This window comes from Pseudomonas sp. (genome assembly GCF_035512415.1).
Lineage (GTDB): Bacteria > Pseudomonadota > Gammaproteobacteria > Pseudomonadales > Pseudomonadaceae > Aquipseudomonas.
The window spans coordinates 91,356-112,608 of record NZ_DATKDZ010000003.1; the positions used below are offsets into that span (position 1 = coordinate 91,356).

Annotated in this window: 18 protein-coding genes; 8 read left to right on the forward strand and 10 right to left on the reverse strand. The window is 64.3% G+C overall.

The genetic code is table 11. The annotated features are described in order from the left end of the window. Positions 1-20: 20 nt before the first annotated feature. From VMP31_RS00640 to VMP31_RS00675, 8 genes are all read right to left on the reverse strand, one after another. Positions 21-1,469: an aldehyde dehydrogenase gene (locus VMP31_RS00640; protein ID WP_325503023.1), complete on the reverse strand. Its 1,449-nt coding sequence runs from the start codon at positions 1,467-1,469 to the stop codon at positions 21-23. A gap of 94 nt (positions 1,470-1,563) precedes the next feature. After that, positions 1,564-2,394, reverse strand: coding sequence for a p-hydroxycinnamoyl CoA hydratase/lyase (locus tag VMP31_RS00645; protein ID WP_325503025.1), 831 nt, complete (start codon positions 2,392-2,394; stop codon positions 1,564-1,566). 516 nt (positions 2,395-2,910) lie between these two features. Then, the gene (gene pcaC / locus VMP31_RS00650) at positions 2,911-3,306 is read right to left on the reverse strand and encodes a 4-carboxymuconolactone decarboxylase (protein WP_325503027.1); all 396 of its coding nucleotides are present in this window, start codon (positions 3,304-3,306) and stop codon (positions 2,911-2,913) included. 119 nt (positions 3,307-3,425) lie between these two features. Beyond that, positions 3,426-4,778, reverse strand: coding sequence for a 3-carboxy-cis,cis-muconate cycloisomerase (locus tag VMP31_RS00655; RefSeq protein WP_325503029.1), 1,353 nt, complete (start codon positions 4,776-4,778; stop codon positions 3,426-3,428). A 36-nt stretch (positions 4,779-4,814) separates the two neighbouring features. Continuing rightward, entirely contained in the window at positions 4,815-5,423 is a 609-nt protein-coding gene (gene pcaG / locus VMP31_RS00660; protein ID WP_325503031.1) for a protocatechuate 3,4-dioxygenase subunit alpha, read from the reverse strand. 10 nt (positions 5,424-5,433) lie between these two features. Then, positions 5,434-6,153 (reverse strand): protocatechuate 3,4-dioxygenase subunit beta, encoded by a 720-nt coding sequence (gene pcaH / locus VMP31_RS00665; RefSeq protein WP_325503033.1) that lies wholly within the window; start codon positions 6,151-6,153, stop codon positions 5,434-5,436. A gap of 118 nt (positions 6,154-6,271) precedes the next feature. Continuing rightward, positions 6,272-7,204, reverse strand: coding sequence for a pca operon transcription factor PcaQ (pcaQ, locus tag VMP31_RS00670; RefSeq protein ID WP_325503035.1), 933 nt, complete (start codon positions 7,202-7,204; stop codon positions 6,272-6,274). A 29-nt stretch (positions 7,205-7,233) separates the two neighbouring features. Continuing rightward, entirely contained in the window at positions 7,234-8,103 is an 870-nt protein-coding gene (locus tag VMP31_RS00675; RefSeq protein WP_325503037.1) for a helix-turn-helix domain-containing protein, read from the reverse strand. 138 nt (positions 8,104-8,241) lie between these two features. Between VMP31_RS00675 and pobA the strand changes: the two genes are divergently transcribed. The 4 genes from pobA (at position 8,242) to VMP31_RS00695 (ending at position 14,082) form a co-directional block, all read left to right on the forward strand. Beyond that, on the forward strand, positions 8,242-9,426 hold the full coding sequence (pobA, locus tag VMP31_RS00680; protein WP_325503039.1) for a 4-hydroxybenzoate 3-monooxygenase: 1,185 nt from the start codon (positions 8,242-8,244) through the stop codon (positions 9,424-9,426). Between the two features lie 261 nt (positions 9,427-9,687). Next, positions 9,688-10,551 carry an MBL fold metallo-hydrolase gene (locus tag VMP31_RS00685; RefSeq protein WP_325503041.1) on the forward strand — a complete coding sequence of 288 codons (864 nt, stop codon included), beginning with the start codon at positions 9,688-9,690 and terminating at the stop codon, positions 10,549-10,551. Between the two features lie 10 nt (positions 10,552-10,561). Beyond that, positions 10,562-12,304, forward strand: coding sequence for a TIGR01244 family sulfur transferase (locus tag VMP31_RS00690; RefSeq protein WP_325503043.1), 1,743 nt, complete (start codon positions 10,562-10,564; stop codon positions 12,302-12,304). After that, positions 12,301-14,082, forward strand: a complete 1,782-nt coding sequence (locus VMP31_RS00695) for a SulP family inorganic anion transporter (RefSeq protein WP_325503045.1) — start codon at positions 12,301-12,303, stop codon at positions 14,080-14,082. The genes VMP31_RS00690 and VMP31_RS00695 overlap by 4 nt, the downstream gene beginning before the upstream one ends. An 87-nt stretch (positions 14,083-14,169) precedes the next feature. Here the strand turns inward: VMP31_RS00695 and VMP31_RS00700 are convergent, their stop codons facing one another. Together VMP31_RS00700 and VMP31_RS00705 are read right to left on the reverse strand one after the other, a co-directional pair. Further along, on the reverse strand, positions 14,170-15,066 hold the full coding sequence (locus tag VMP31_RS00700; protein WP_414705409.1) for a GIDE domain-containing protein: 897 nt from the start codon (positions 15,064-15,066) through the stop codon (positions 14,170-14,172). Positions 15,067-15,069: 3 nt separating this feature from the next. Then, entirely contained in the window at positions 15,070-15,642 is a 573-nt protein-coding gene (locus VMP31_RS00705) for a LemA family protein (protein ID WP_325503047.1), read from the reverse strand. A gap of 203 nt (positions 15,643-15,845) precedes the next feature. Here VMP31_RS00705 and VMP31_RS00710 point away from each other — a divergent pair, with 203 nt between their 5' ends. The 4 genes from VMP31_RS00710 to VMP31_RS00725 all read left to right on the forward strand — a co-directional run bounded on the left by VMP31_RS00710 (position 15,846) and on the right by VMP31_RS00725 (position 21,187). After that, the gene (locus VMP31_RS00710) at positions 15,846-17,183 is read left to right on the forward strand and encodes an imelysin family protein (RefSeq protein WP_325503049.1); all 1,338 of its coding nucleotides are present in this window, start codon (positions 15,846-15,848) and stop codon (positions 17,181-17,183) included. A 388-nt stretch (positions 17,184-17,571) separates the two neighbouring features. Next, complete coding sequence (locus tag VMP31_RS00715; RefSeq protein ID WP_414705411.1) at positions 17,572-19,011, forward strand: di-heme oxidoredictase family protein; 1,440 nt, start codon at positions 17,572-17,574, stop codon at positions 19,009-19,011. Positions 19,012-19,021: 10 nt separating this feature from the next. After that, entirely contained in the window at positions 19,022-20,083 is a 1,062-nt protein-coding gene (locus tag VMP31_RS00720) for an imelysin family protein (protein WP_325503053.1), read from the forward strand. Positions 20,084-20,092: 9 nt separating this feature from the next. Beyond that, positions 20,093-21,187, forward strand: a complete 1,095-nt coding sequence (locus VMP31_RS00725; RefSeq protein WP_325503080.1) for a DUF1513 domain-containing protein — start codon at positions 20,093-20,095, stop codon at positions 21,185-21,187. The last annotated feature ends 66 nt before the right edge of the window (positions 21,188-21,253 follow it).

A 21,253-nucleotide genomic window follows, 5' to 3' on the forward strand; every position in this document is an offset into this window, starting at 1 on the left:
CGTAATTGGGACATAACCTTTCAGATCGGGTAGTGACGCGGCCCGTTCTGAATGGTCACCCAGCGCAACTGGGTGAAGAAATCGATCGAGGCCTTGCTGCCAAAGCTGCCGTAACCGCTGGCCTTGACCCCGCCGAAGGGCATCTGCGCCTCGTCGTGTACGGTCGGACCGTTGATATGGCAGATGCCCGATTCGACCCGCTGCGCCAGCAGCAAGGCGCGCGACACATCGCGGCTGAAGATCGCCGCCGACAGACCGAATTCCGAGTCGTTGGCCAGGCGCAGCAGCTCCTCATCGCCCTCGCCGCGCAGCACCACCGCCACAGGGCCGAAGGATTCTTCGTGGTACAGGCGCATATCCCGGGTGACGCCATCGAGCAGGGTCGCCTGCATGATGCTGCCGTCCAGCTGACCACCGGTTACCAGGCGCGCGCCCTTGGCCAGGGCATCGTCGACCAGCGCCTTGATCCGCTGCCCGGCCGAGGCGTCGATCAGCGAGCCGAGCACCGACAGGCTGTCACCCGGATCGCCGGCATGCAGACTGGCGGCCTTGCTCGCCAGCTTGTCGACAAAGGCATCGGCCACCTTGGCATCGACCACCAGCCGCTCGGTGGACATACAGATCTGCCCCTGGTTGAAGTAGGCACCGAAGGCCGCGGCCTCCACTGCCGCATCCAGGTCGGCGTCGTCCAGCACCAGCAAGGGGGCCTTGCCGCCCAACTCCAGCAGCGCCGGTTTCAGGTGCCGCGCCGACAGCTCGCCGATAATTCGCCCGACATGGGTGGAACCGGTGAAGTTGACCCGCCGTACCGCCGGGTTGGCGATCAGCCGGGCGACGATGGCCGGCGCGTCTTCCGGCGCGTTAGTGATCACGTTGACCACGCCATCGCCAAGGCCGGCGTCCTGCAGCACCTGGCCGATCAAGCGATGCACCGCAGGGCTCAGTTCGGATGCCTTGAGCACCACGGTATTGCCACAGGCCAGCGGCATCGCCAGTGCCCGGGTGCCGAGTATCACCGGCGCGTTCCACGGCGCGATGCCGAGCACCACGCCGCAGGGCTGACGCAGAGCCATGGCAAAGCTGCCGGGCACATCGGAGGGGATCACCTCGCCATAAATCTGCGTGGTCATCGCCGCCGCCTCGCGCAGCATGCTTGCGGCCAGGTGCACGTTAAAGCCGTACCAGTTGGCCATCGCCCCGGTCTCACCGGCCACCGCGAGGAATTCCGGCGCACGGTCTTCGAGCATCTCGGCCGCCTTGAGCAGGCGCGCGCGGCGCTCGTTGGGTGCCAAAGCGGCCCAGGCGGGAAATGCTGCCTGCGCAGCAGCCACGGCGGCATCGGCATCTTCCAGGGTAGCGGCGGCAACCCGCGACACCACTGCAGCGGTCACCGGGTTGCGACGCTCGAACACGCGGCCATCAGCCGCCGCGCGCGACTGACCGCCAATCAGCAAAGGCACCTCGAACATGGGGAATTCCTCTTATTGTGCTTATTCTGGAAACGCGCTCGACGCTTGGGTAAACATCGAGCGCAACATCAGCAGCAGTCGCAGTAGGCGAGCGTTAGCGCTTGTAAGCCTGCAGGCCCGGCTTGATGCTCTTCTCGTCGAGGAACTGCTTCATGCCCTGTTCGCGGCCGCCTTCGGTATCGAGCAGACGCGACTGGTCGAGCTTGGCGTACAGGTAATCCTCGTTCTGCTCCCAGGTCAGTTCGCGGCAGCGCTTGAAGCCGATCTTCGCCGCACGCATGACCACCGGGTTTTTCTCCAGCAGGTTACGCGCCAGCTCGATGGTGGTTTCGCGCAGCTGCGCCAGCGGCACGCTCTCGTTGACCAGACCCATTTCCGCGGCTTTCGGGCCGCCGAAGGTCTTGCCGGTCATGATGTAATACAGCGACTGGCGATGACCTACGGTATCGGCCATGGCCTTGCTCACCAGGTTGCCCGGTGGGATGCCCCAGTTGATTTCCGACAGACCAAAGGTCGCTTCGTCGGCGCAGATCGCCAGATCGCAAGCCACCAGCGGGCTGAAGCCACCACCGAAGCACCAGCCGTTGACCATGGCGATGGTCGGCTTGGTGTACATGCGCAGCAGTTTCCACTGCCATTGCGAGGCCTCGCGGCGGATCTTCTCCTGAAGAATCTCCGGGCCGGCGTCGATTTCACGGAAGTATTCCTTCAGGTCCATGCCCGCGGTCCAGGCTTCGCCGGCACCGGTCAGCACCAGCACGCCGACATCTGCATCCTGCTCCAGGGTCTCCAGCACCTCGACCATTTCGCGGTTCAGGGTCGGGCTCATGGCGTTGCGTTTTTCCGGGCGATTGAGAATGACCCAACCGATGCCTTCTTCGATTTCGACCTTGACGGTTTTCCAACGGTTTTCGTAACTGCTCATCTCTCACCTCTTGTTTTGGCTGTTAGCGCCTGGAGACAAAATTACCTCGCAAATATAGTTATGTCAATTAACTATATTTGCGAATTTCATCCTGCGCGAAAGAAGAAATATCGCCACAGCCATGGCTTAGCAGCTGACAAATCAAGGGACAGAGGGAGGCGCGCGTAAGCAGAAAGGAAATTACATTAATAAACATAACCTTATTGTCGTACCGCAGATTGGGGCGGAAAGACGCCTTGCTCCCAGCTCTCGTAGGAGCCAGCTTGCTGGCGATCGAACGCTGCCCCGGATTGCGCCAAGGCTATCTGGGCTACGAATCTTGGATTTGTAGGGTGGACATAGCGAAGCTTTGTCCACCGCTGGCACCCGGATGGCGGACAAGCCTGCGGCATGTCCGCCCTACGATGCCCCTGGTCTTATGACGACAGCTACTGGGCAGAAGGCCGAACGGCCAAAACAAAAAAACCGCCGAAACAGCGCAAAGGCTGCCGGCGGTTCGAGGGGAAGCGGTGGCGATCAGTCTTGCAACGACTCCACACCCAGCTCGCTCCAGACCTCTTCGGCCAGGTGAAAGCTGGCGTTGGCGGCCGGAATGCCGCAGTAGATGGCGCTGTGCATCAGCACCTCCTTGATCTCGTCGCGGGTTACGCCATTGTTCTTCGCCGCGCGCAGGTGCAAGCGCAGTTCGCCCTCACGGTTCATGCCGATCAGCATGGCGATGGTGATCAGGCTGCGGGTGTGCCGCGGCAGGCCGGGGCGGGTCCAGATATCACCCCAGGCGTGGCGGGTGATCATGTCCTGGAACTCTTCATTGAACGGCGTGATGTGCTGCAGGCTGCGGTCGACATGGGCATCGCCCAATACCGCGCGGCGTACCTGCATGCCGGCTTCGTAACGTTGTTTCTCGTCCATTTCCAGCTCCGGGTAAGAGGTGGTGCGACCGGGCGAATCGCGGCCCGGGTAGGGTGCGCTGTGCGCACCATAGTAATCACGGTTAACGGGCTATCCACTCCTGGCGGGATACGCGGCCTCTAATTATTCAACGCTCGGTGCTCGGCCAGGGCGCGTGCCACCCAGCGCTGCGCCTGACCCAGGTAATGGCCGGGGTCGAGCAGGCGATCCAGTTCGGCGGCGCTCAGCTGGGCGCAGACCTCGGCATGCTCGCCCAGCACCTCGCGCAGATGGCGCTGCTCGGCGATAACCTGGCGGCAACACTGCTCGATCAGGTGATGGGCCTTATCGCGGCCGATACGCTGGGCCAGGGCGATACTGACCGCCTCAGCCAGCAGCAGGCCGCGAGTCAGCTCAAGGTTGCTGCGCATCCGCGCAGCGTCCACCTCCAGCCCCGGCACGGCGAGCAACGCCTGTTGCAGCGCACCGGAAACCAGGCCACACAGCTCCGGCAGAGTCTGCCACTCGGCATGCCACAGGCCCAGGCTGCGCTCGTGCTCCTGGGGCATGGCGGCGAACAGCGTCGCGACCAGCCCCGGTGCGCGGGTGGCGGCCGCAATCAGCACCGCCGCGCCGACCGGGTTGCGTTTGTGCGGCATGGTCGAGGAACCGCCCTTGCCCGCCGCCGACGGCTCGAAGACTTCCGCCACATCGGTCTGCATCAGCAGGCTCAGATCGCGCCCCAGTTTGCCCAGGCTGCCGGCGATCAGACCGAGCAAGCTGGCGAATTCCACTAAACGGTCGCGCTGGGTGTGCCAGGGCTGATCGGGCAAGGCCAGTTTCAGCTCCTCGGCCAGCGCCTCGGACACCGCCCAACCTTGTTCGCCCAACGCCGCCAGGGTGCCGGCCGCGCCGCCGAACTGCAGCACCAGCAGACGCGGCTTGAGTTCGGCCAGGCGCTGGCGGTGGCGGCTGATGGCACCCAGGCTGCCGGCCAGCTTCATGCCCAGGGTTACCGGGGTGGCGTGCTGCAGCCAGGTGCGCCCGGGTAGCACGCAGTCGGCATAACGCTCGGCCTGCAGCGCCAGGGCCTCGGCCAGTTGCGCCAGATCGGCGTCGAGCAGCGCGCAGGCCTGACGCAGCTGCAGCACCAGGCCGGTGTCCATCGCGTCCTGGCTGGTGGCCCCGAGATGGACATAACGCTCGGCCTGCGGATCAACCGCGGCGATCTGCCGGCCCAGCGCCTTGACCAGCGGAATCGCCGAATTACCGGCCAGGGCAATGGCCTCGGCCAGCTCGGAAAAGTCATAACGCTCGGCGCGGCAGGCCGCCTCGATGGGAGCCACCGCGCTGAGCGGAATCAGGCCAACACGGGCTTCGGCACGGGCCAGAGCGGCCTCGAAATCGAGCATGCCCTGCACCCGCCCAGTGTCGGAAAACACCGCCCCCATGGCGGCGCTGATGAAGTAACGGTCGAACAGTTGGTTGCTCAAGAGCGCTTTTTCCTCACAGGTGCCTGCCTACGTTTTTTAGAAATCGAAGAACACCGTCTCGCCGTCGCCCTGAATACGGATATCGAAACGATAGGCGGTTTTACCGTCCAGCTCGCAACGTTTGGCGATCAGGGTTTCACGGCGCTGCGGCTGCTCGATCAGGTTAAGCACCGGATCCTGGGCGTTGGCCTCTGCCTCGTCGTCGAAATACAGGCGGGTCTGCAGGTGGATATTGATCCCCCGGGCAAACAGGCTGACGTTGACGTGGGGTGCCATGGCGACCCCGGCGGCATTGAGCACCACTCCCGGCTTGATCGTTTGCACGCTCCACTCGCTGCCGGCATCGAAGGTGGTGGCGGTGCGGGCGAAGCCGTTGAAGGGTTTTTCCAGGTCGAAGGCGCTGTCGTAGCAGCCCTCATGGTCGGCCTGCCACAGCTCCAGAAAGGAGTCGCGCACCAGATGGCCGTTGCCGTCGTAGACCTGGCCGACCAGGGTGATGTGCTCGCCCGGCGCGCCAGGCTTGGCCATCTGATTCCAGACTTCCTGGTCGCGACTCGGGTTGCCGGCAGCGGCCAGGGCCAGGCCGATATGTACATAGGGGCCGGCAGTTTGCGAAGGGGTTTCCGGCAGCAGTTCGATAGGCATAGAACGCTCCTTAGTGATTTTCGAAGTGAGTCTGACGCTGCCCGCGCAGCACGATATCGAAGCGATAGGCCAGACAATCCATGGGATTGGCCGCGCTCATGTCGAGCCTGGCAATCAGGCTCTGTACCGCATCCGGGTTGGCGATCGATTTGACGATCGGGCACATGGGGATCAGCGGGTCGCCTTCGAAATACAGCTGGGTAATCAGCCGGGTGGCAATCGACGGGCCGCTGATGGAGAAATGGATATGCGCCGGACGCCAGTCGTTCGGGCCGTTGCGCCAGGGGTACGGGCCGGGCTTGACGGTGCGGAAGCTGTAGCGCCCTTCGCTGTCGGTCAGGGCACGGCCGACGCCGCCGAAGTTGGGGTCAAGCGGGGCCAGGTAGCGGTCGTTCTTGTGCCGATAGCGGCCACCAGCGTTGGCCTGCCACATCTCCACCAGGGTATGCGGGATCGGCTTGCCGTACTGATCCATAACCCGGCCGCTGACCAGGATGCGCTCGCCCACCGGCAAGCCGCCGTTATTGAAGTTGAGCAGCAGGTCGTTGTCGTACTGGCCCATTTTCAGGTGGGAAAAATCCGGCCCGCTGGTTTCCGAGATCGACTGCGGGATGCTCACCAGCGCCTGGCGCGGCGAACGGGCAATGGAGGTCTTGTAGTCGGGGGTGAACGGCTTGGGGTGCCAGTTGCGGTCGCGAATGGCGAAGCGGCTGTGCTGCGCGTCGGACATATCGATCTCCTCTTGTTGGAATGGCTGCAGCGGCCTGCAGGCTCAGGCAGAGCCACAGTCTCCAGCAGCGCAACAAGGCTGAAAATTGAAAAGATCGCCGCCATCCATAACCAAATGGTTATGGATCAAGTCCATCGCGGTAGTCCGCCGCGGCCTCACGCAAGGCCTCGCAGCACCACTGCGCCGCCAGCGACAGCGCCGCCGTGGGGTTGCTGCAAATACCTACAGAGCCGCCCGGTTCACGCAGGCCGATATCCAGTTCCAGCAGCTCGCCGCGCGCCAGGTCCTGACGCACGGCATCCTGCGGCGCAATCCACACCGCATCGCTGGACTGCACGTAGCGCCGGCTCAGAGCTACCGAAAGGGTTTCCAAACGCTGTTGCGGCATCACGATGCCGCACTGCACATAGAGGCTGTCGGCATAACGGCGAATGGTGGTGCCGGCCAGCGGCAGCACCACTGGATAATCGCCCAACTGGCTACGGTCACGCAGGTCGGCCTGCAGCAAGGGGTGAGCGGGACGCACCACCAGGATCATCGATTCGCTGTACAGGTGCTCGAAGGTCAGCCCCTCGATCTGCGGGCTGTCGGTCATGCGCCCGACCACCAGGTCCAACGCGCCGACCCGCAGCTGGTCGAGCAAGTGGGCGCTGGGCCCGGTGACCACACTGACCACCAGGGCCGCGTGCTGCTTATGCAGGCGCCGCACCACCTCGGGCAGCAACGAACTTTCCACCGTCGACAGCACGCCGAGGCGCACCACCCCGGCCTCATGCTCGCCGCTACGCAGGCTGCGCACGCCCTCGCGCAGGGCCTGCACGCTGGGCCCGGCGTAACGCAGAAAGGCCAGCCCGGCCGCGGTCGGTGTAACGCCCTGCTTGCTGCGGTCGAACAGGCTGGCGGCGAGGACCTCCTCCAGTTCCTTGAGGGTCTTCGACACCGCCGGCTGGCTGATCGCCAACACCTCGGCGGCGCGCGCCAGGCTGCCCTGGCGCGCCACTTCGAGAAAACACAGCAGGTGGCGAAACTTGATGCGGTTGTCGATGTTCATACGGTTCTCTGCTTCAACGCTGCAGGGCTTCAACGCTGCAGGCGAAAGGCTTTGGGCGACAGCCCGCTGCCGCGCTTGAAGAATCGGGAAAAATACGCCGGCTCGGAAAAGCCCAGGCTGTCCGATACCTGATTGATGGTCATGGCGGTGTACACCAGGCAGCGCTTGGCTTCCAGCAGCAGGCGCTGGTTGATCAGCTGCAACGCCGACTGCCCGGCCAGGCGTCGGCACAGAGCATTCAGGTGCGCGGCGCTAATGCCCAGCTCGGTGGCGTACTGTTCGATGGGCCGGTGTTCGCGAAAGTGGCTTTCCAGCAGCCGGGTAAAGCGCTGCAAGTGTTCGCGGCCACGGTCCTGGCCCTGGGTCTCGGCATGCGCCAGGGCCTGGGAACGGCGGCCGACCCACACCAGCAAGGCGCTGATCAGCGACTGCAGCATCAGCTCGCGCCCCGGCTGCTGGGTGCTGTACTCCTCGGCAATGGAGTCGAACAAGGCATCCAGATAGCGCCGCTGCTCACCGGCCGGGTAGCAGGCGGCGCGCGCCAACGGCGGGCTGTCGAGCACCGTACCGAGCTGCTCCACCAGCGGCAGGGCCAGGCTCAATACATGGCCCTGAACGTCCTGGGAAAAGCGAAAGCCATGCACGCTAAGCGCCGGCACCACCTGCAGCGAGGGCTGCTGCACGCGGTTGACCACGCCCTCCACTTCCAGTTCGGCGCTGCCGCCCTGCACATACAGCAGCTGCACCAGATCGCCATGCCGATGGGGCTTGATCTCCCAGTCGTGCAGGCGGCTGCGCTCGGGAATCGACTCGCAATGGAGCAGGTCCGGCGTCGGCCAGGCCGCCGTCTCGCCATACAGCTTGAACACCGGCACCGCCGCGGCAGAGGCTTTATGCATCGCCAGCCACCCTCGAAAAGTCCATAAAGATAATCGGATAGTGCCTTCAAAGGTGCATTCAATCCACCAAAAATGCAGGGGAACCAACCAAGACCTCTCGACAGCAGGTGCCGCTGTCGCTCGCCAAGGACAATAACAATGAAGACCCAAGTCGCCATTATCGGTGCCGGCCCGTCCGGCCTGCTGCTCGGCCAGCTGCTGCTCAAGGCAGGTATCGACAACATCATCATCGAACGCCAGAGCCCCGACTATGTGCTCGGCCGCATCCGTGCCGGCGTGCTGGAACAGGGCATGGTCGACCTGCTGCGCGAGGCCGGCGTCAGCGAGCGCATGGATCAGGAAGGCCTGGTGCATGACGGCTTCGAACTGGCCTTCGACGGCCGCCGCGAACGCATCGACCTGCACGCGCTCACCGGCGGCAAGACGGTGATGATCTACGGCCAGACCGAAGTCACCCGCGACCTGATGGCCGCACGCCAGGCCAGCGGCGGCGTCACCCTGTACAACGTCACCGACGCCCAGTTGCATGAGCTCAAGGGCGAGCAGCCCCACGTCACCTTTACCCATAACAACGAAACCGTACGCCTGGACTGCGAGCATATCGCCGGCTGCGATGGTTTCCACGGCGTGTCGCGGCAGTCGATTCCCGCTGGCGTGCTCAAGGAGTTCGAGCGGGTCTACCCGTTCGGCTGGCTCGGCGTGCTGGCCGATACCCCGCCGGTCAACGAGGAACTGATCTACGCCAACCACGAACGGGGCTTCGCCCTGTGCAGCATGCGCTCGCCAACCCGCACCCGTTATTACGTGCAAGTCGGCAGCGAGGAGAAGGTCGAAGACTGGTCCGATCAGCGCTTCTGGGATGAACTGAAAAGCCGCCTGCCGAGCGAGACCGCCGCACGCCTGATCACCGGCCCGTCGATTGAGAAAAGCATCGCGCCGCTGCGCAGCTATGTGGTCGAGCCCATGCAGTACGGCCATCTATTTCTGGTCGGCGACGCCGCGCATATCGTTCCGCCCACCGGTGCCAAAGGCCTCAATCTGGCGGCCAGCGATGTCAGCACGCTGTATCGCATCCTGCTCAAGGTCTACCGCGAAGGCCGCCATGAGCTGCTGGAAAACTACTCCACGGTGTGCCTTAAGCGCATCTGGAAGGCCGAGCGTTTCTCCTGGTGGATGACCTCGATGCTGCACAAATTCCCCGACACCGACGCCTTCAGCCAGCGCATGCAGCAGACCGAACTGGACTACTTCGTCGGCTCCGAGGCCGGGCGCAAGACCATTGCAGAGAACTACGTCGGCCTGCCCTACGAAGCCATCGAGTAAGGGGCCCTAGCTCCCGGCGACGCGCTGCCATGGGCTCATTGCTCAAAGCATGCACCCGTGGCAGTCGCCGCCATCCATCACCCTACGACCAATGTCGAATCACTCCATAAAGCCTTTATTTTCAGCTAGTTGAAAAAGCATATGGCTGCCTGACGCAACACCGCCCAGGCATATGCCTTTTTAATCTATGCATAGAACTGAAAAATAGTTACGCTCTTCCTTAAATAAATACCCCAAGGGGTATCTGAGAGGAGCACCGTCATGCAACCCCAAGTCCAAGCGTTCTTTGATCCTGCCACTTACACCTACAGCTATGTGGTCACCGACCCCAGCAGCAAACGCTGCGCCATCATCGACTCGGTGCTGGACTACGACCCCGCCTCCGGGCGAACCTCATTCCAGAGCGCCGACCGCCTGATCGAGTACGTGAAGGCCAACCAGCTGCAGGTAGACTGGCTGCTGGAAACCCATGTGCATGCCGACCACCTCTCGGCCGCGCCCTACCTCAAGCGCGAGCTGGGTGGGCAGCTGGCGATTGGCGAGAACATCACCATCGTGCAGAACACCTTCGGCAAGCTGTTCAACGCCGGCACCGAGTTCGCCACCGATGGCCGCCAGTTCGACCATCTGTTCAAGGATGGCGACAGCTTCCAGGTCGGTGCCATCGAGGCCCGGGCCATCCACACCCCCGGCCATACCCCCGCGTGCATGACCTACCTGTTCGGCGATGCAGGCTTTGTCGGCGACACCCTGTTTATGCCCGACTATGGCACCGCACGCTGCGACTTCCCCGGTGGCGATGCCCATACGCTGTTCCAGTCGATCCGCAAGCTGTTCGCCCTGCCGGATGCAACGCGCCTGTTTATGTGCCATGACTACAAGGCACCGGGCCGCGATAACTATCTGTTTGAAACCACGGTCGCCGAGCAGCGCGAGCACAACGTGCACGTGCATGAGGGCATCGGCGAGGCGGATTTCGTCGCCATGCGCAGCACCCGTGACGCCACCCTGGGCATGCCGACGCTGATCCTGCCGTCGGTTCAGGTCAACATGCGCGGCGGGCAACTGCCGCCCGCCGAGGACAACGGCACCCGCTACCTGAAAATCCCCCTCGACCTGCTCTGAGGTGATGCCCATGGATTCGCTCAAGCGCCTGACCCCGTTTATCGCCGTGGCTGCACAACTGCAGCCCGCAGACATGGGTACCCTGGCCGCCGCAGGTTTTCGCAGCGTGATCAACAACCGGCCGGATGGCGAGGGCGAAGGTCAGCCCAGCTCGGCCGAGATGCAGGCTGCAGCGCAAGCCAGCGGCCTGGCGTACCACTACCTGCCGGTGATTTCGGGGCAGATCGCTGATGCGGATGTAGCGGCCTTCACCGAGTTGCTCGCCCAGGTGCGCGGCCCAGTATTGGCGTTCTGCCGCACCGGCACCCGCTCCACCAGCCTCTGGGCACTAAGCGAAGCCCATCACCTGGACCCGCTAACCCTTCTCGCCACCGCCAAGGCCAACAGCTATGACCTGCGCGGCCTGGCCCAGCGCCTGGAACAGCGCTGGCAGAACGCCCCCGTCGCGACAGCGCACGCCGCTACCACACCCACCCAACGCTACGACGTACTGGTGGTGGGCGGCGGCGCGGCCGGTTGTGCGGTAACCGCCAGCCTGTTGCGCCGCGATCCGCACCTGCGCATCGCCGTGGTCGAACCGCGCGAACAGCACTACTACCAGCCGGGCTGGACCCTGGTGGGCGCCGGCATCTTCGACCGCGCCCGCACCGAACGGCCGATGGCGCAGTGCATCCCCCTTGGCGCGCAGTGGATTCGCGCCGCCGTATCCGGCTTTGAAGCCGAGCAACAGCGGGTGGTGCTCGAAGACGGCAGCCGGGTGGGTTACCGCGCCCTGATCGTCTGCCCGGGTCTGAGCCTGCACTGGGACGCGGTGGAAGGGCTCAAGGAAACCCTGGGTAAAAACGGCGTTACCTCCAACTACCAGTTCGAGCTGGCCCCCTACACCTGGCAACTGGTGCAGAACCTGCGCCAAGGCCGCGCGCTGTTTACCCAGCCGCCGATGCCGATCAAATGCGCCGGCGCACCGCAAAAAGCCATGTACCTGTCCTGCGACTGGTGGCGCACAGAAGGTGTGCTGGAGGATATCGACGTAGAGTTCTGCTCGGCCGGGGCGGTGCTGTTCGGCGTGCCGACCTTTGTGCCGCCGCTGATGAAGTACGTCGAACGCTATGGCGTACAGCTCAACCTCAACACCACGCTGAGTGCGGTCGACGGCCCGACGCGCAAGGCCTGGTTCAAGCAGGTCGATGCCACGGGCAACACTCAGACCATCGAAAAATCCTTCGATTTTCTGCATGCCGTGCCCGCCCAGCGCGCGCCGGAGTTTATCCGCCAAAGCCCGCTGGCCAACGCTGACGGCTGGGTTGAAGCCGACCACGAAACCCTGCGCCATCCGCGCTTTGGCAATATCTTCAGCCTCGGTGATGTGTGCGCCGCGCCCAACGCCAAGACCGCCGCCGCAGTGCGCAAACAGGCCCCCGTAGTCGCGGAAAACGTTCTTGCCATACTCGCTGGCAAAGGGCCGCGGGCGCTGTACGACGGCTATGGTTCCTGCCCGCTGACGGTGGAGCGCGGCAAGGTGGTGCTGGCCGAATTCGGCTACGGCGGCAAGCTGCTGCCGACCTTCCCCCTCGACCCCGCCATACCGCGCCGCCTGGCCTGGGAGCTGAAGGTGAAGGCGATGCCCAGCATCTACTTCGACATGATGCTACGTGGCCATGAATGGCTGGCGGGGCCCAAGCGCCTGCCCCATGAGCCACTACCGGTAGAGGCCTCGGCCGCCTGCGACTTCGGCAAGGAACCGGGTAAATGAAACTGAGCCGCTGGCTGCCGTGCCTGGACTGGGGGCGGCGTTACGACCGCGCGAGCGCCGCCCAGGACGGCCTGGCGGCGCTGATCGTGACGCTAATGCTGATACCGCAGAGCCTCGCCTACGCCATGCTCGCCGGCCTGCCGCCGGTTACCGGCCTATATGCGAGCATATTGCCGCTGCTGGCCTATGCCCTGTTCGGCTCTAGCCGCACCCTGGCGGTCGGCCCGGTGGCAGTAGTGTCGCTGATGACCGCAGCGGCGCTGGCCCCGTTGTTCCCCGCAGGCAGCGCCGAATATATCGGCGCGGCAATGCTGCTGGCCCTGTTGTCGGGCCTGATCCTCGCCCTTATGGCGCTGTTGCGCCTGGGCTTTCTCGCCAATTTTCTCAGCCACCCGGTGGTTTCCGGCTTTATCAGCGCCTCGGGCATTTTGATCGCCGTTGGTCAGCTCAAGCACCTGCTGGGCGTATCGGCCTCGGGCGAAAGCCTGCGGCAGATCCTTCCACAGCTCTGGCAAGCGCTACCGGCTACCCATTGGCAAACCCTGCTGATCGGCCTGCTGAGCCTGGCCTGGCTGTGGTGGGCACGCGCGCGCCTGAAAACCCTGCTGCAACGCCTGGGGCTGTCCGCGGCCATGGCGGGCAACCTGGCCAAGGCCGGCCCAGTACTAGCGATTGTGGTCGCCATCGTCGCGGTATCACTGCTGCAGCTGGATCAGGTCGGAGTCAAAGTGGTCGGGGCCATTCCCCAGGGTTTGCCGGGCCTGACCCTGCCCACCCTGGATCTGAGCCTGGCCCTGCAACTGCTGCCGGCGGCGCTGCTGATCAGCCTGGTGGGCTTCGTCGAATCGGTTTCCGTGGGCCAGACCCTGGCCGCCAAACGCCGCCAACGCATCGAACCCGACAGCGAATTGCTCGGTCTCGGTGCCGCCAATCTCAGCGCGGCATTCAGCGGCGGCTTCCCGGTCACCGGCGGCTTTGCCCGCTCGGTGGTCAACTATGACGCCGGCGCGCAAACGCCCATGGCCGGCGTGTTCACCGCCGCCGGCATCGCGTTGAGCGTGATGCTGCTGACCCCCTTGCTGCACAACCTGCCGCAAGCCGTGCTGGCCGCCACTATCATCGTCGCGGTGCTCAGCCTGGTCGATCTCGGTTCATTGCGCCGCACCTGGCGCTATTCGCGGCAGGACGGCGCGGCGCAGCTGGCGACCATCCTCGGCGTGCTGCTGATCGGCGTGGAAGCCGGCATCCTGCTCGGCGTCGGCCTGTCGCTGCTGCTGTTTCTCTGGCGCACCAGCCAGCCGCATATGGCCGTGGTCGGCCAGGTGCCGGGCAGCGAACACTTTCGCAATGTCGAGCGCTTCGCCGTGATCGAGTCGCCCAGCGTGCTGTCGCTGCGGGTCGACGAGAGCCTGTACTTCCCGAATGCACGCTACCTGGAAGATCGCATTGGCGAGCTGATCGCCAGCCGACCGCAGGTCCGCCATCTGGTGCTGATGTGCTCGGGGGTCAACCTGATCGACGCCAGCGCCCTGGACTCGCTGGAAGCCATCGTCGAGCGTCTGCGTACGGCTGGGGTGCAATTGCATCTGTCCGAGGTCAAAGGCCCGGTGATGGACCAACTACGCCGCTCCAGCTTTCTCGACGACTTTGGCGGGCAGGTATTTATCAGCCAGTTTGAGGCCCTGAAAACCCTGGCCCCGCAAACCGCCCAGCAAACCCTGGCGCACGACCGTCAGCGCGCCGATGCTCAGCCTCACAGCGAAGGGAAAGTCTTATAAAAGGCCATGCCCCTGAACGCTGTTGCGCTCGGACATCAGAGCCCAGGTGCAGAGGGTCTGACCTCGTAGGGTGCGCCGTGCGCCCCCCTACACCCTCTCTACCCCCAGCAGCCAGGCCATGGCCAGCGCACCGGCCACACACAGCAGCGCCCCACCCGCCGCTTGCCAGTAGAACTGGCGCACCAGCTCATCCTCCCCCGCACAGGACAGCACAAAAGGCTGCGCCTCGTCTGGCTTGCCCAGGTGGTGCTGGGCGGGCTGGGCACTTTGTTGGCGATGCCGGTCTTCGGCCTCCAGGCTCGCTGCCAGACGCACCCGCTGCCATTCGCGCTCATCCAGCTGGCCATTACCGTCGCTGTCGAAGCGCTGCAGCAAGCCGGCAAAATCGCCCTTCCACTCACGAATCACCGCACCCTTGGCCGTGGCCAGATCCAGGCCCTGACGACCGCCGCCGCTGCTGCGAAAAGCGCCGATGGCATACAGCGGCTGGCCAGCGTGCAGCCGTTCTTCGCTGTAGCGATAGCGCTTGCCGCTGGTAAACAGTGCACTCCAGCCTCTTTTCGGCGGCCCCAATGGGTGACGCAGTTGCCCCTGCCAGACCACCCGGGTGGCCGGCCGTACCTCGGCCCCACTGGGATCGATCAGGCAACTGCCGGTGCCATCAGCCAGGCCCAGCCAGGCTTCGCTGCTGCCGCTTTCCAGGGTGCGCCAATTGCGGCTTTTGCCGCTGGAGCGGTACTCCTCGATCCGGTAACGCCACCACAGGCAGGGCGTACCAGTTAGCGGGGCGCTGAGCTGCGCTTCTGCGGTTTGCGCCAGGATGCCGTAGAACTCGACATAGCCCTGGGCCGCCGAACGGATCTTCGAGGTCGGGGTATCAAGCAGGTGTCTGGCCTGGGAGAAGCGCCGCAGAAACCACCAGCCGCCACCCGCCGTTGCCGCCACACTGCATGCCAGGCCGATAACCTGTGCCTGAATCTCCACGGCCTAGCCGAACAGAGTTTTGAGGTCGACGTCGGCCTTTTCCGCGTCACTGAACTCCAGCAGCACGGCCTCCTTGAAGGCAAACAGGCGGGCGATCAGTACATCGGGAAACTGCTCGATGCGCACGTTGTTGAGGTTGACCGCTTCGTTGTACAGCTCGCGGCGGTCGGCAATGCCGTTTTCCAGACCACTGATGCGCTGCTGCAGGTGCTGAAAGCTCTCATTGGCTTTCAGCTCGGGATAGTTCTCCGCCAGGGCGAACAACTGGCCGAGGCCGGCGCGCAAACCACTTTCGGCCTTGCCCAGCGCGCCCATATCGGTCTTTTCCCGAGCACTGGCCACCGCCTGGCGGGCGGCGACCACCCGCTCCAGGGTGGTGCGTTCATGCTGCATATATTGCTTGCAGGTCTCGACCAGCTTGGGCAGCTCCTCATGACGCTGCTTGAGCAGTACATCGATATTCGCCCAGGCCTTGCTGACCCCGTGCTTCAGCCGTACCAGGGCGTTGTAGAGCACCACCGCGTATGCGGCCGCGAGGATCAGGATAACGACTATGGCGACGCTGGTAAGGCTCATGCAGGGCTCCCCTGAGGCGGTGAATGGTATCTGTGCTGGCATTTTAGCCCCATCGCCGACGAGCGATGCGGAGCCTGCTCACGAGTTTGGATAAAACTCGGTGCAGCAACCCTTTGCACAAAATGCAAATCTTTCGCATTATGTTTTGGTTTCTTGTGTTCGCAACCCGAGCGCGCTTCATTTATCTCGTAAAGGACTCCGTCATGCTTCGTATGCCCCTGGCTTCCGCCAGCCTGCTTGCTATTGCCATTTCCCTCGCTGGCTGCGGTGAAGACAAAGCCCCGGCCAGCCAGGCCGCTGCTCCAGCAGCCCCTGCCGCCAGCAGCGCTCAGGTCGCCGCCGCCAGCCAGATCGACGAAGCTGCCGCCAAGGCCGTGGTCAGCCACTATGCCGACCTGGCCCTGGCCGTGTTCAGCGACGCCGCTAGCACCGGTAAAACCCTGCAAGGCGCAATCGATGCCCTGCTCGCCAACCCGAATGACGACACCCTGAAAGCCGCCCGCGAAGCTTGGCTGGCTGCCCGTGTGCCCTATATGCAGAGCGAAGTATTCCGCTTCGGCAACGCCGTAGTCGACGACTGGGAAGGCCAGCTCAACGCCTGGCCGCTGGACGAAGGCCTGATCGACTACGTCGCCAAGGACTACCAGCACGCCCTCGGCAACCCTGGCGCGCAGGCCAATATCGTCGCCAATACCGAGCTGCAGGTCGGCGAAGACAAGCTCGACGTCACCACCATCACCCCGGAACTGCTGGCCAGCCTGAATGAACTGGACGGCTCCGAAGCCAACGTTGCCACCGGCTACCACGCCATCGAATTCCTCCTCTGGGGCCAGGACCTGAACGGCAGCGGCCCGGGTGCCGGCGAGCGCCCAGCCAGCGATTTCGTAGTGGGTGAAGGCGCGACCAGCGGCAATAACGAGCGCCGCCGCGCCTTCCTCAAGGCCGCCACCGACCTGCTGGTCAGCGACCTCGATGCGATGGTTGTGCAGTGGCAAGCCGGCAATGCCGACAACTACCGCGCCAAACTGGAAGCCGAATCGGGCGAAAACGGCCTGCGCAAGATGTTGTTCGGCATGGGTAGCCTGTCCCTCGGCGAACTGGCCGGCGAGCGCATGAAGGTCGCGCTGGAAGCCAACTCCACCGAAGACGAGCACGACTGCTTCAGCGACAACACCCACAACTCGCACTTCTACAACGGCAAAGGTATTCGCAACGTCTACCTGGGCGAGTACAAGAAGGTCGACGGCACCACCCTGACCGGCCCGAGCCTGTCCTCGCTGGTCGCCAAGGTTGACGCCGCCGCTGACAGCACCCTGAAAGCCGACCTCGAAGCCACTGAAGCCAAGCTGCAGGCTCTGGTCAACAGCGCGGGCAACGGCCAGCACTTCGATCAGCTGATCGCCGCCGACAACAGCCAAGGCCAGCAGATCGTCCGTGATGCCATCGCCGCCCTGGTCAAGCAGACCGGCGCAATCGAGCAGGCAGCTGGCAAGCTGGGTATCAGTGATCTCAAACCGGATACCGCTGACCACAGCTTCTAAGCACGACGCTGCGTAACAGCAGCTGAAGCGCCCCAAGCCGCGACTCTCCAGTAGAGTCGCGGCTTTTTTGTGGCTAAGTAGGGTGCGCGTGCGCACCGAGGCTGGCTGCAGGTTCTTGGTGCGCGCCGTGCGTACCAACACCGGTGCCGCCACATACGCCTGGTGCGCACAGCGCACCCTACCGATTGCGGTCGCGGCAAGCTTCCCCAGGCACCCTATGCGACACGCAATAAATACATAGCTCTCTGCCAGCCACGCCTTCGGGGTCGTCGCAACGCGATATCAACAATCGCGCCCGGCGACTCTTATAACCTGCGACCTTTGGCCACCACTGGTAATGCAAATCCGTCTTATTAAAATTCACTCACACTGTTAAGATCCCGGCCTGATTGTTCTGCCCGGATCCCCGTTCATGCCCGCCCTGCTCCATCGCCTGCTGCTGTTAAGCCTCGCCCTGGGCGTGAGTGCCTGTGATCAGGCCCCGCGCTTTACCCAGGCAGAGCCCGGCGAAGCTCTGTCCGCCGGCAGCGCCACGGTGTTCAAGCGCGACCACAACGCCTTCTCCCTGCCCTCAGCCAATCTGTCGCCTTCGCGCCGCCTGGATTTCAGCGTCGGCAACAGCTTCTTTCGCAACCCCTGGGTAACAGCGCCAGCTACCACCACCGCGCGTGACGGCCTCGGCCCGCTGTTCAACACCAACGGCTGCCAGAACTGCCATATCAAGGACGGCCGCGGCCATCCTCCGCAGCCCGACGCCCTGAGCTCAGTGTCCATGCTGGTGCGTCTGTCGATACCAGCTGGCAACGAACACGCGCAGATCATTGAGCGCCTCGGCGTGCTGGCCGAACCCACCTACGGCGGCCAGTTGCAGGACATGGCCAACCCAGGCGTAGCGCCCGAAGGCAAGGTGCGCGTCAGCTACAGTACGCAGCTGGTCAGCTTTGCCGATGGCACACAGGTTGAGCTGCGCAAGCCTGCGCTTGAAATCAGCCAGCTCGGTTACGGTGCCCTGCATCCCGACACGCTGTTTTCCGCCCGCATCGCCCCGCCGATGATCGGCCTGGGCCTGCTCGAAGCCATTCCCGAGGCGGCCATCCTGGCCAATGCCGACCCGGATGACCGCAATGGCGATGGCATTTCCGGGCGCGCCAACCAGGTCTGGGACCGCGAGCAACAACGCACGGTGCTTGGCCGTTTTGGCTGGAAAGCTGGCCAGCCCACGCTCAATCAGCAGAACGCCGAGGCCTTTGCCAATGACATGGGCCTGACGACCACACTGATTGCCCACGACAACTGCACCGCAGCGCAGACCGACTGCCGCAATGCGCCCCACGGCGGCGAGCCCGAGGTCAGCGACAACATCCTCGCCAGCGTGCTCTTCTACAGCCGCAATCTGGGCGTGCCGGCACGGCGCGGTGCCGATACGCCACAGGTGCTCAAGGGCAAGGGCCTGTTCCATCAGGCCGGCTGCCAGGGCTGCCATACCGCGCAATTCACCACCGCAAGCGACGCCGCCGAACCCGAGCTGGCCAACCAGCTGATTCGTCCCTATAGCGACCTGCTGCTGCACGACATGGGCGAAGGCCTGGCCGACAATCGTCCGGAATTTCTCGCCAGCGGCCGCGAATGGCGCACCCCGCCGTTGTGGGGCACCGGCCTGACCGAGACCGTTAGCGGCCACACCCAGTTTCTCCACGATGGCCGCGCCCGCAACCTGCTGGAAGCCATTCTCTGGCACGGCGGCGAGGCCGAGGCGGCCAAGCAGCAGGTCATGACTTTCAATGCCGACGAGCGCACCGCGCTGTTGGCTTTCCTGAACTCGTTGTAAGGAGCCGCCGATGATCCGCTCACCCCTCACGCTCGCCCTGCTCGGCCTGGCCTTGGCCGGCTGTACCCCAGCCGACCCGCAGCAAGCCGTCAGCAGCGCCCTCGCTGATGGCGTCCTGCTGCCGATCTACAGCACCTGGAGCGAGGCGGACCGCCAATTGGCCGCCAGCGCCGAGGCCTTCTGTGCCGGCCAGCAGAACCTGGCGGACGCCCGCCAGGCCTTTGCCAGCGCGCAAAGCACCTGGGCCGCCGTACAACCGGTGGCATTCGGTCCACTGGCGGAAGGCAACCGTGCCTGGCAGGTGCAGTTCTGGCCGGACAAGAAGAACCTGGTAGCACGTCAGGTTGAGGCGCTGGTCAACAGCAAACCCGAGCTGACCCCAGCCGATCTGGATAAATCCAGCGTGGTGGTGCAAGGCCTGACCGCCTATGAATACCTGCTGTTCGACCCAGCCATCGACCTGAGCGTCGCCGAACAGAAAACCCGCTACTGCCCACTGATCATCGCCATCGGCCAGCACCAGCAAGTCCTCGCCGCCGATGTGCTGAGCCAGTGGCAAGCCAAGGACGGTATGGCCGCGCAGCTGAAAAACTTCCCCAACGCGCGCTACGCCGAAGCCCCGGAGGCGGTGGCGGAGCTGTTGCGTACTCAGGTCAGCGCCATCGACGGGCTGAAAAAGAAACTCGGCACCCCGCTCGGCCGCCAGAGCAAGGGCCTGCCGCAGCCCTACCAGGCCGAAGCCTGGCGCAGCAAGGCCAGCCTGGCCAACCTCGCCGCCAGCCTGGCCAGCGCCGAGCGCATCTGGCTGGGTGCCGAGCAGGATGGCATCCAGGCGCTGCTTGGCAGTGATCAAGCCGGACTGAAACAGCGCATCAACGTCGCCTACAGCGACACCCGCCAGCGCCTGACTGCGACCCAGCGCCCACTCGGCGAACTGCTCGGTGACGAAGCCGGCCGCGCCGAGCTCAACGCGCTGTATGACAGCCTCGACGCCCTGCACCGCCTGCACGAAGCCGAGCTGGCCAAGGTGCTGGGGATCCAGCTGGGCTTTAACTCCCATGACGGCGACTGAGCCATGGCGATAAACCGCCGCGCGTTTCTCGGGCTGGCCACCACGGCACTGGCCGCCGGCGCTTTCGGTGGCTGGACCCTGACCCACAGCGGCCCGCAGCCGCTGCTGCTGTCGGCGCGCAACGACAGCGCCGGCAAACACTTTGCGGTGGGCTACCGGCTGGATGGCAGCCAGGTGTTTGCCACTCAGGTCAGCGAGCGCTGTCACGATGTTATCGGCCACCCGTTCTTACCGATGGCGCTGTTTGTCGGCCGTCGCCCGAGCACCCAAAGTTATCTGATCGACACCCGCGACGGCCGCCTGCTGCAAACAATCAACTCACTCGAACAACGCCACTTCTACGGCCATGCAGTGTTCCACAAGGGCGGCGAATGGCTGTACGCCACCGAGAACGACACCTCCGTTCCCGGTCGCGGCGTGCTTGGCGTTTACCGCCTGCAAGGCGAACAGTTGCAGCGCACTGGTGAGTTATCGACTCACGGCATCGGCCCGCACCAGCTGCTCTGGCTGCCCGACGGCGAAACCCTGGCAGTGGCCAACGGCGGCATCCGCACCGAGGCCGATAGCCGGGTGGAAATGAATCTCGATGCCATGGACTCCAGCCTGGTGCTGCTGCGCCGCGACGGCAGCCTGATCAGCAAGGAACAGCTGCCCGAACGGATGAACAGCGTGCGGCATATGGCGGTGGCCAGCGATGGCACTATTGTCAGCGGTCAGCAATATATGGGCGAAATCAGCGATGTGGTGCCGCTGCTGGCGATCAAGCGCCCTGGCCAGCCCTTCCAGCACTTTCCGGTGGCCGAGGCGCAGCGCCAGCTGATGAACCAGTACACCGCCAGCGTGGCAATCCACAGCGAACTGCGCCTGCTCGCCTTGACCGCGCCGCGCGGTAACCGGGTATTTATCTGGGACCTGGACAGCGCCGAGCTGCGCCTGGATGCGCCCCTGGCCGACTGCGCCGGAGTGGGCGCGGTGGCCGACGGTTTTGTGGTCAGCAGTGGCGTGGGCCGGTGTCGCCTGTATAACTGCCGCGCCGAGCACATCAGCAGCAGCCCCCTGCAGCTCCCAGCAGGGCTATGGGACAACCACCTGCGCCTGGCCTGAGAACCTGTTTACGATCTGCTGCGCGTCGGCCCTGCGGCGTTAAAAACAGGCTCGGAATGCTCATGT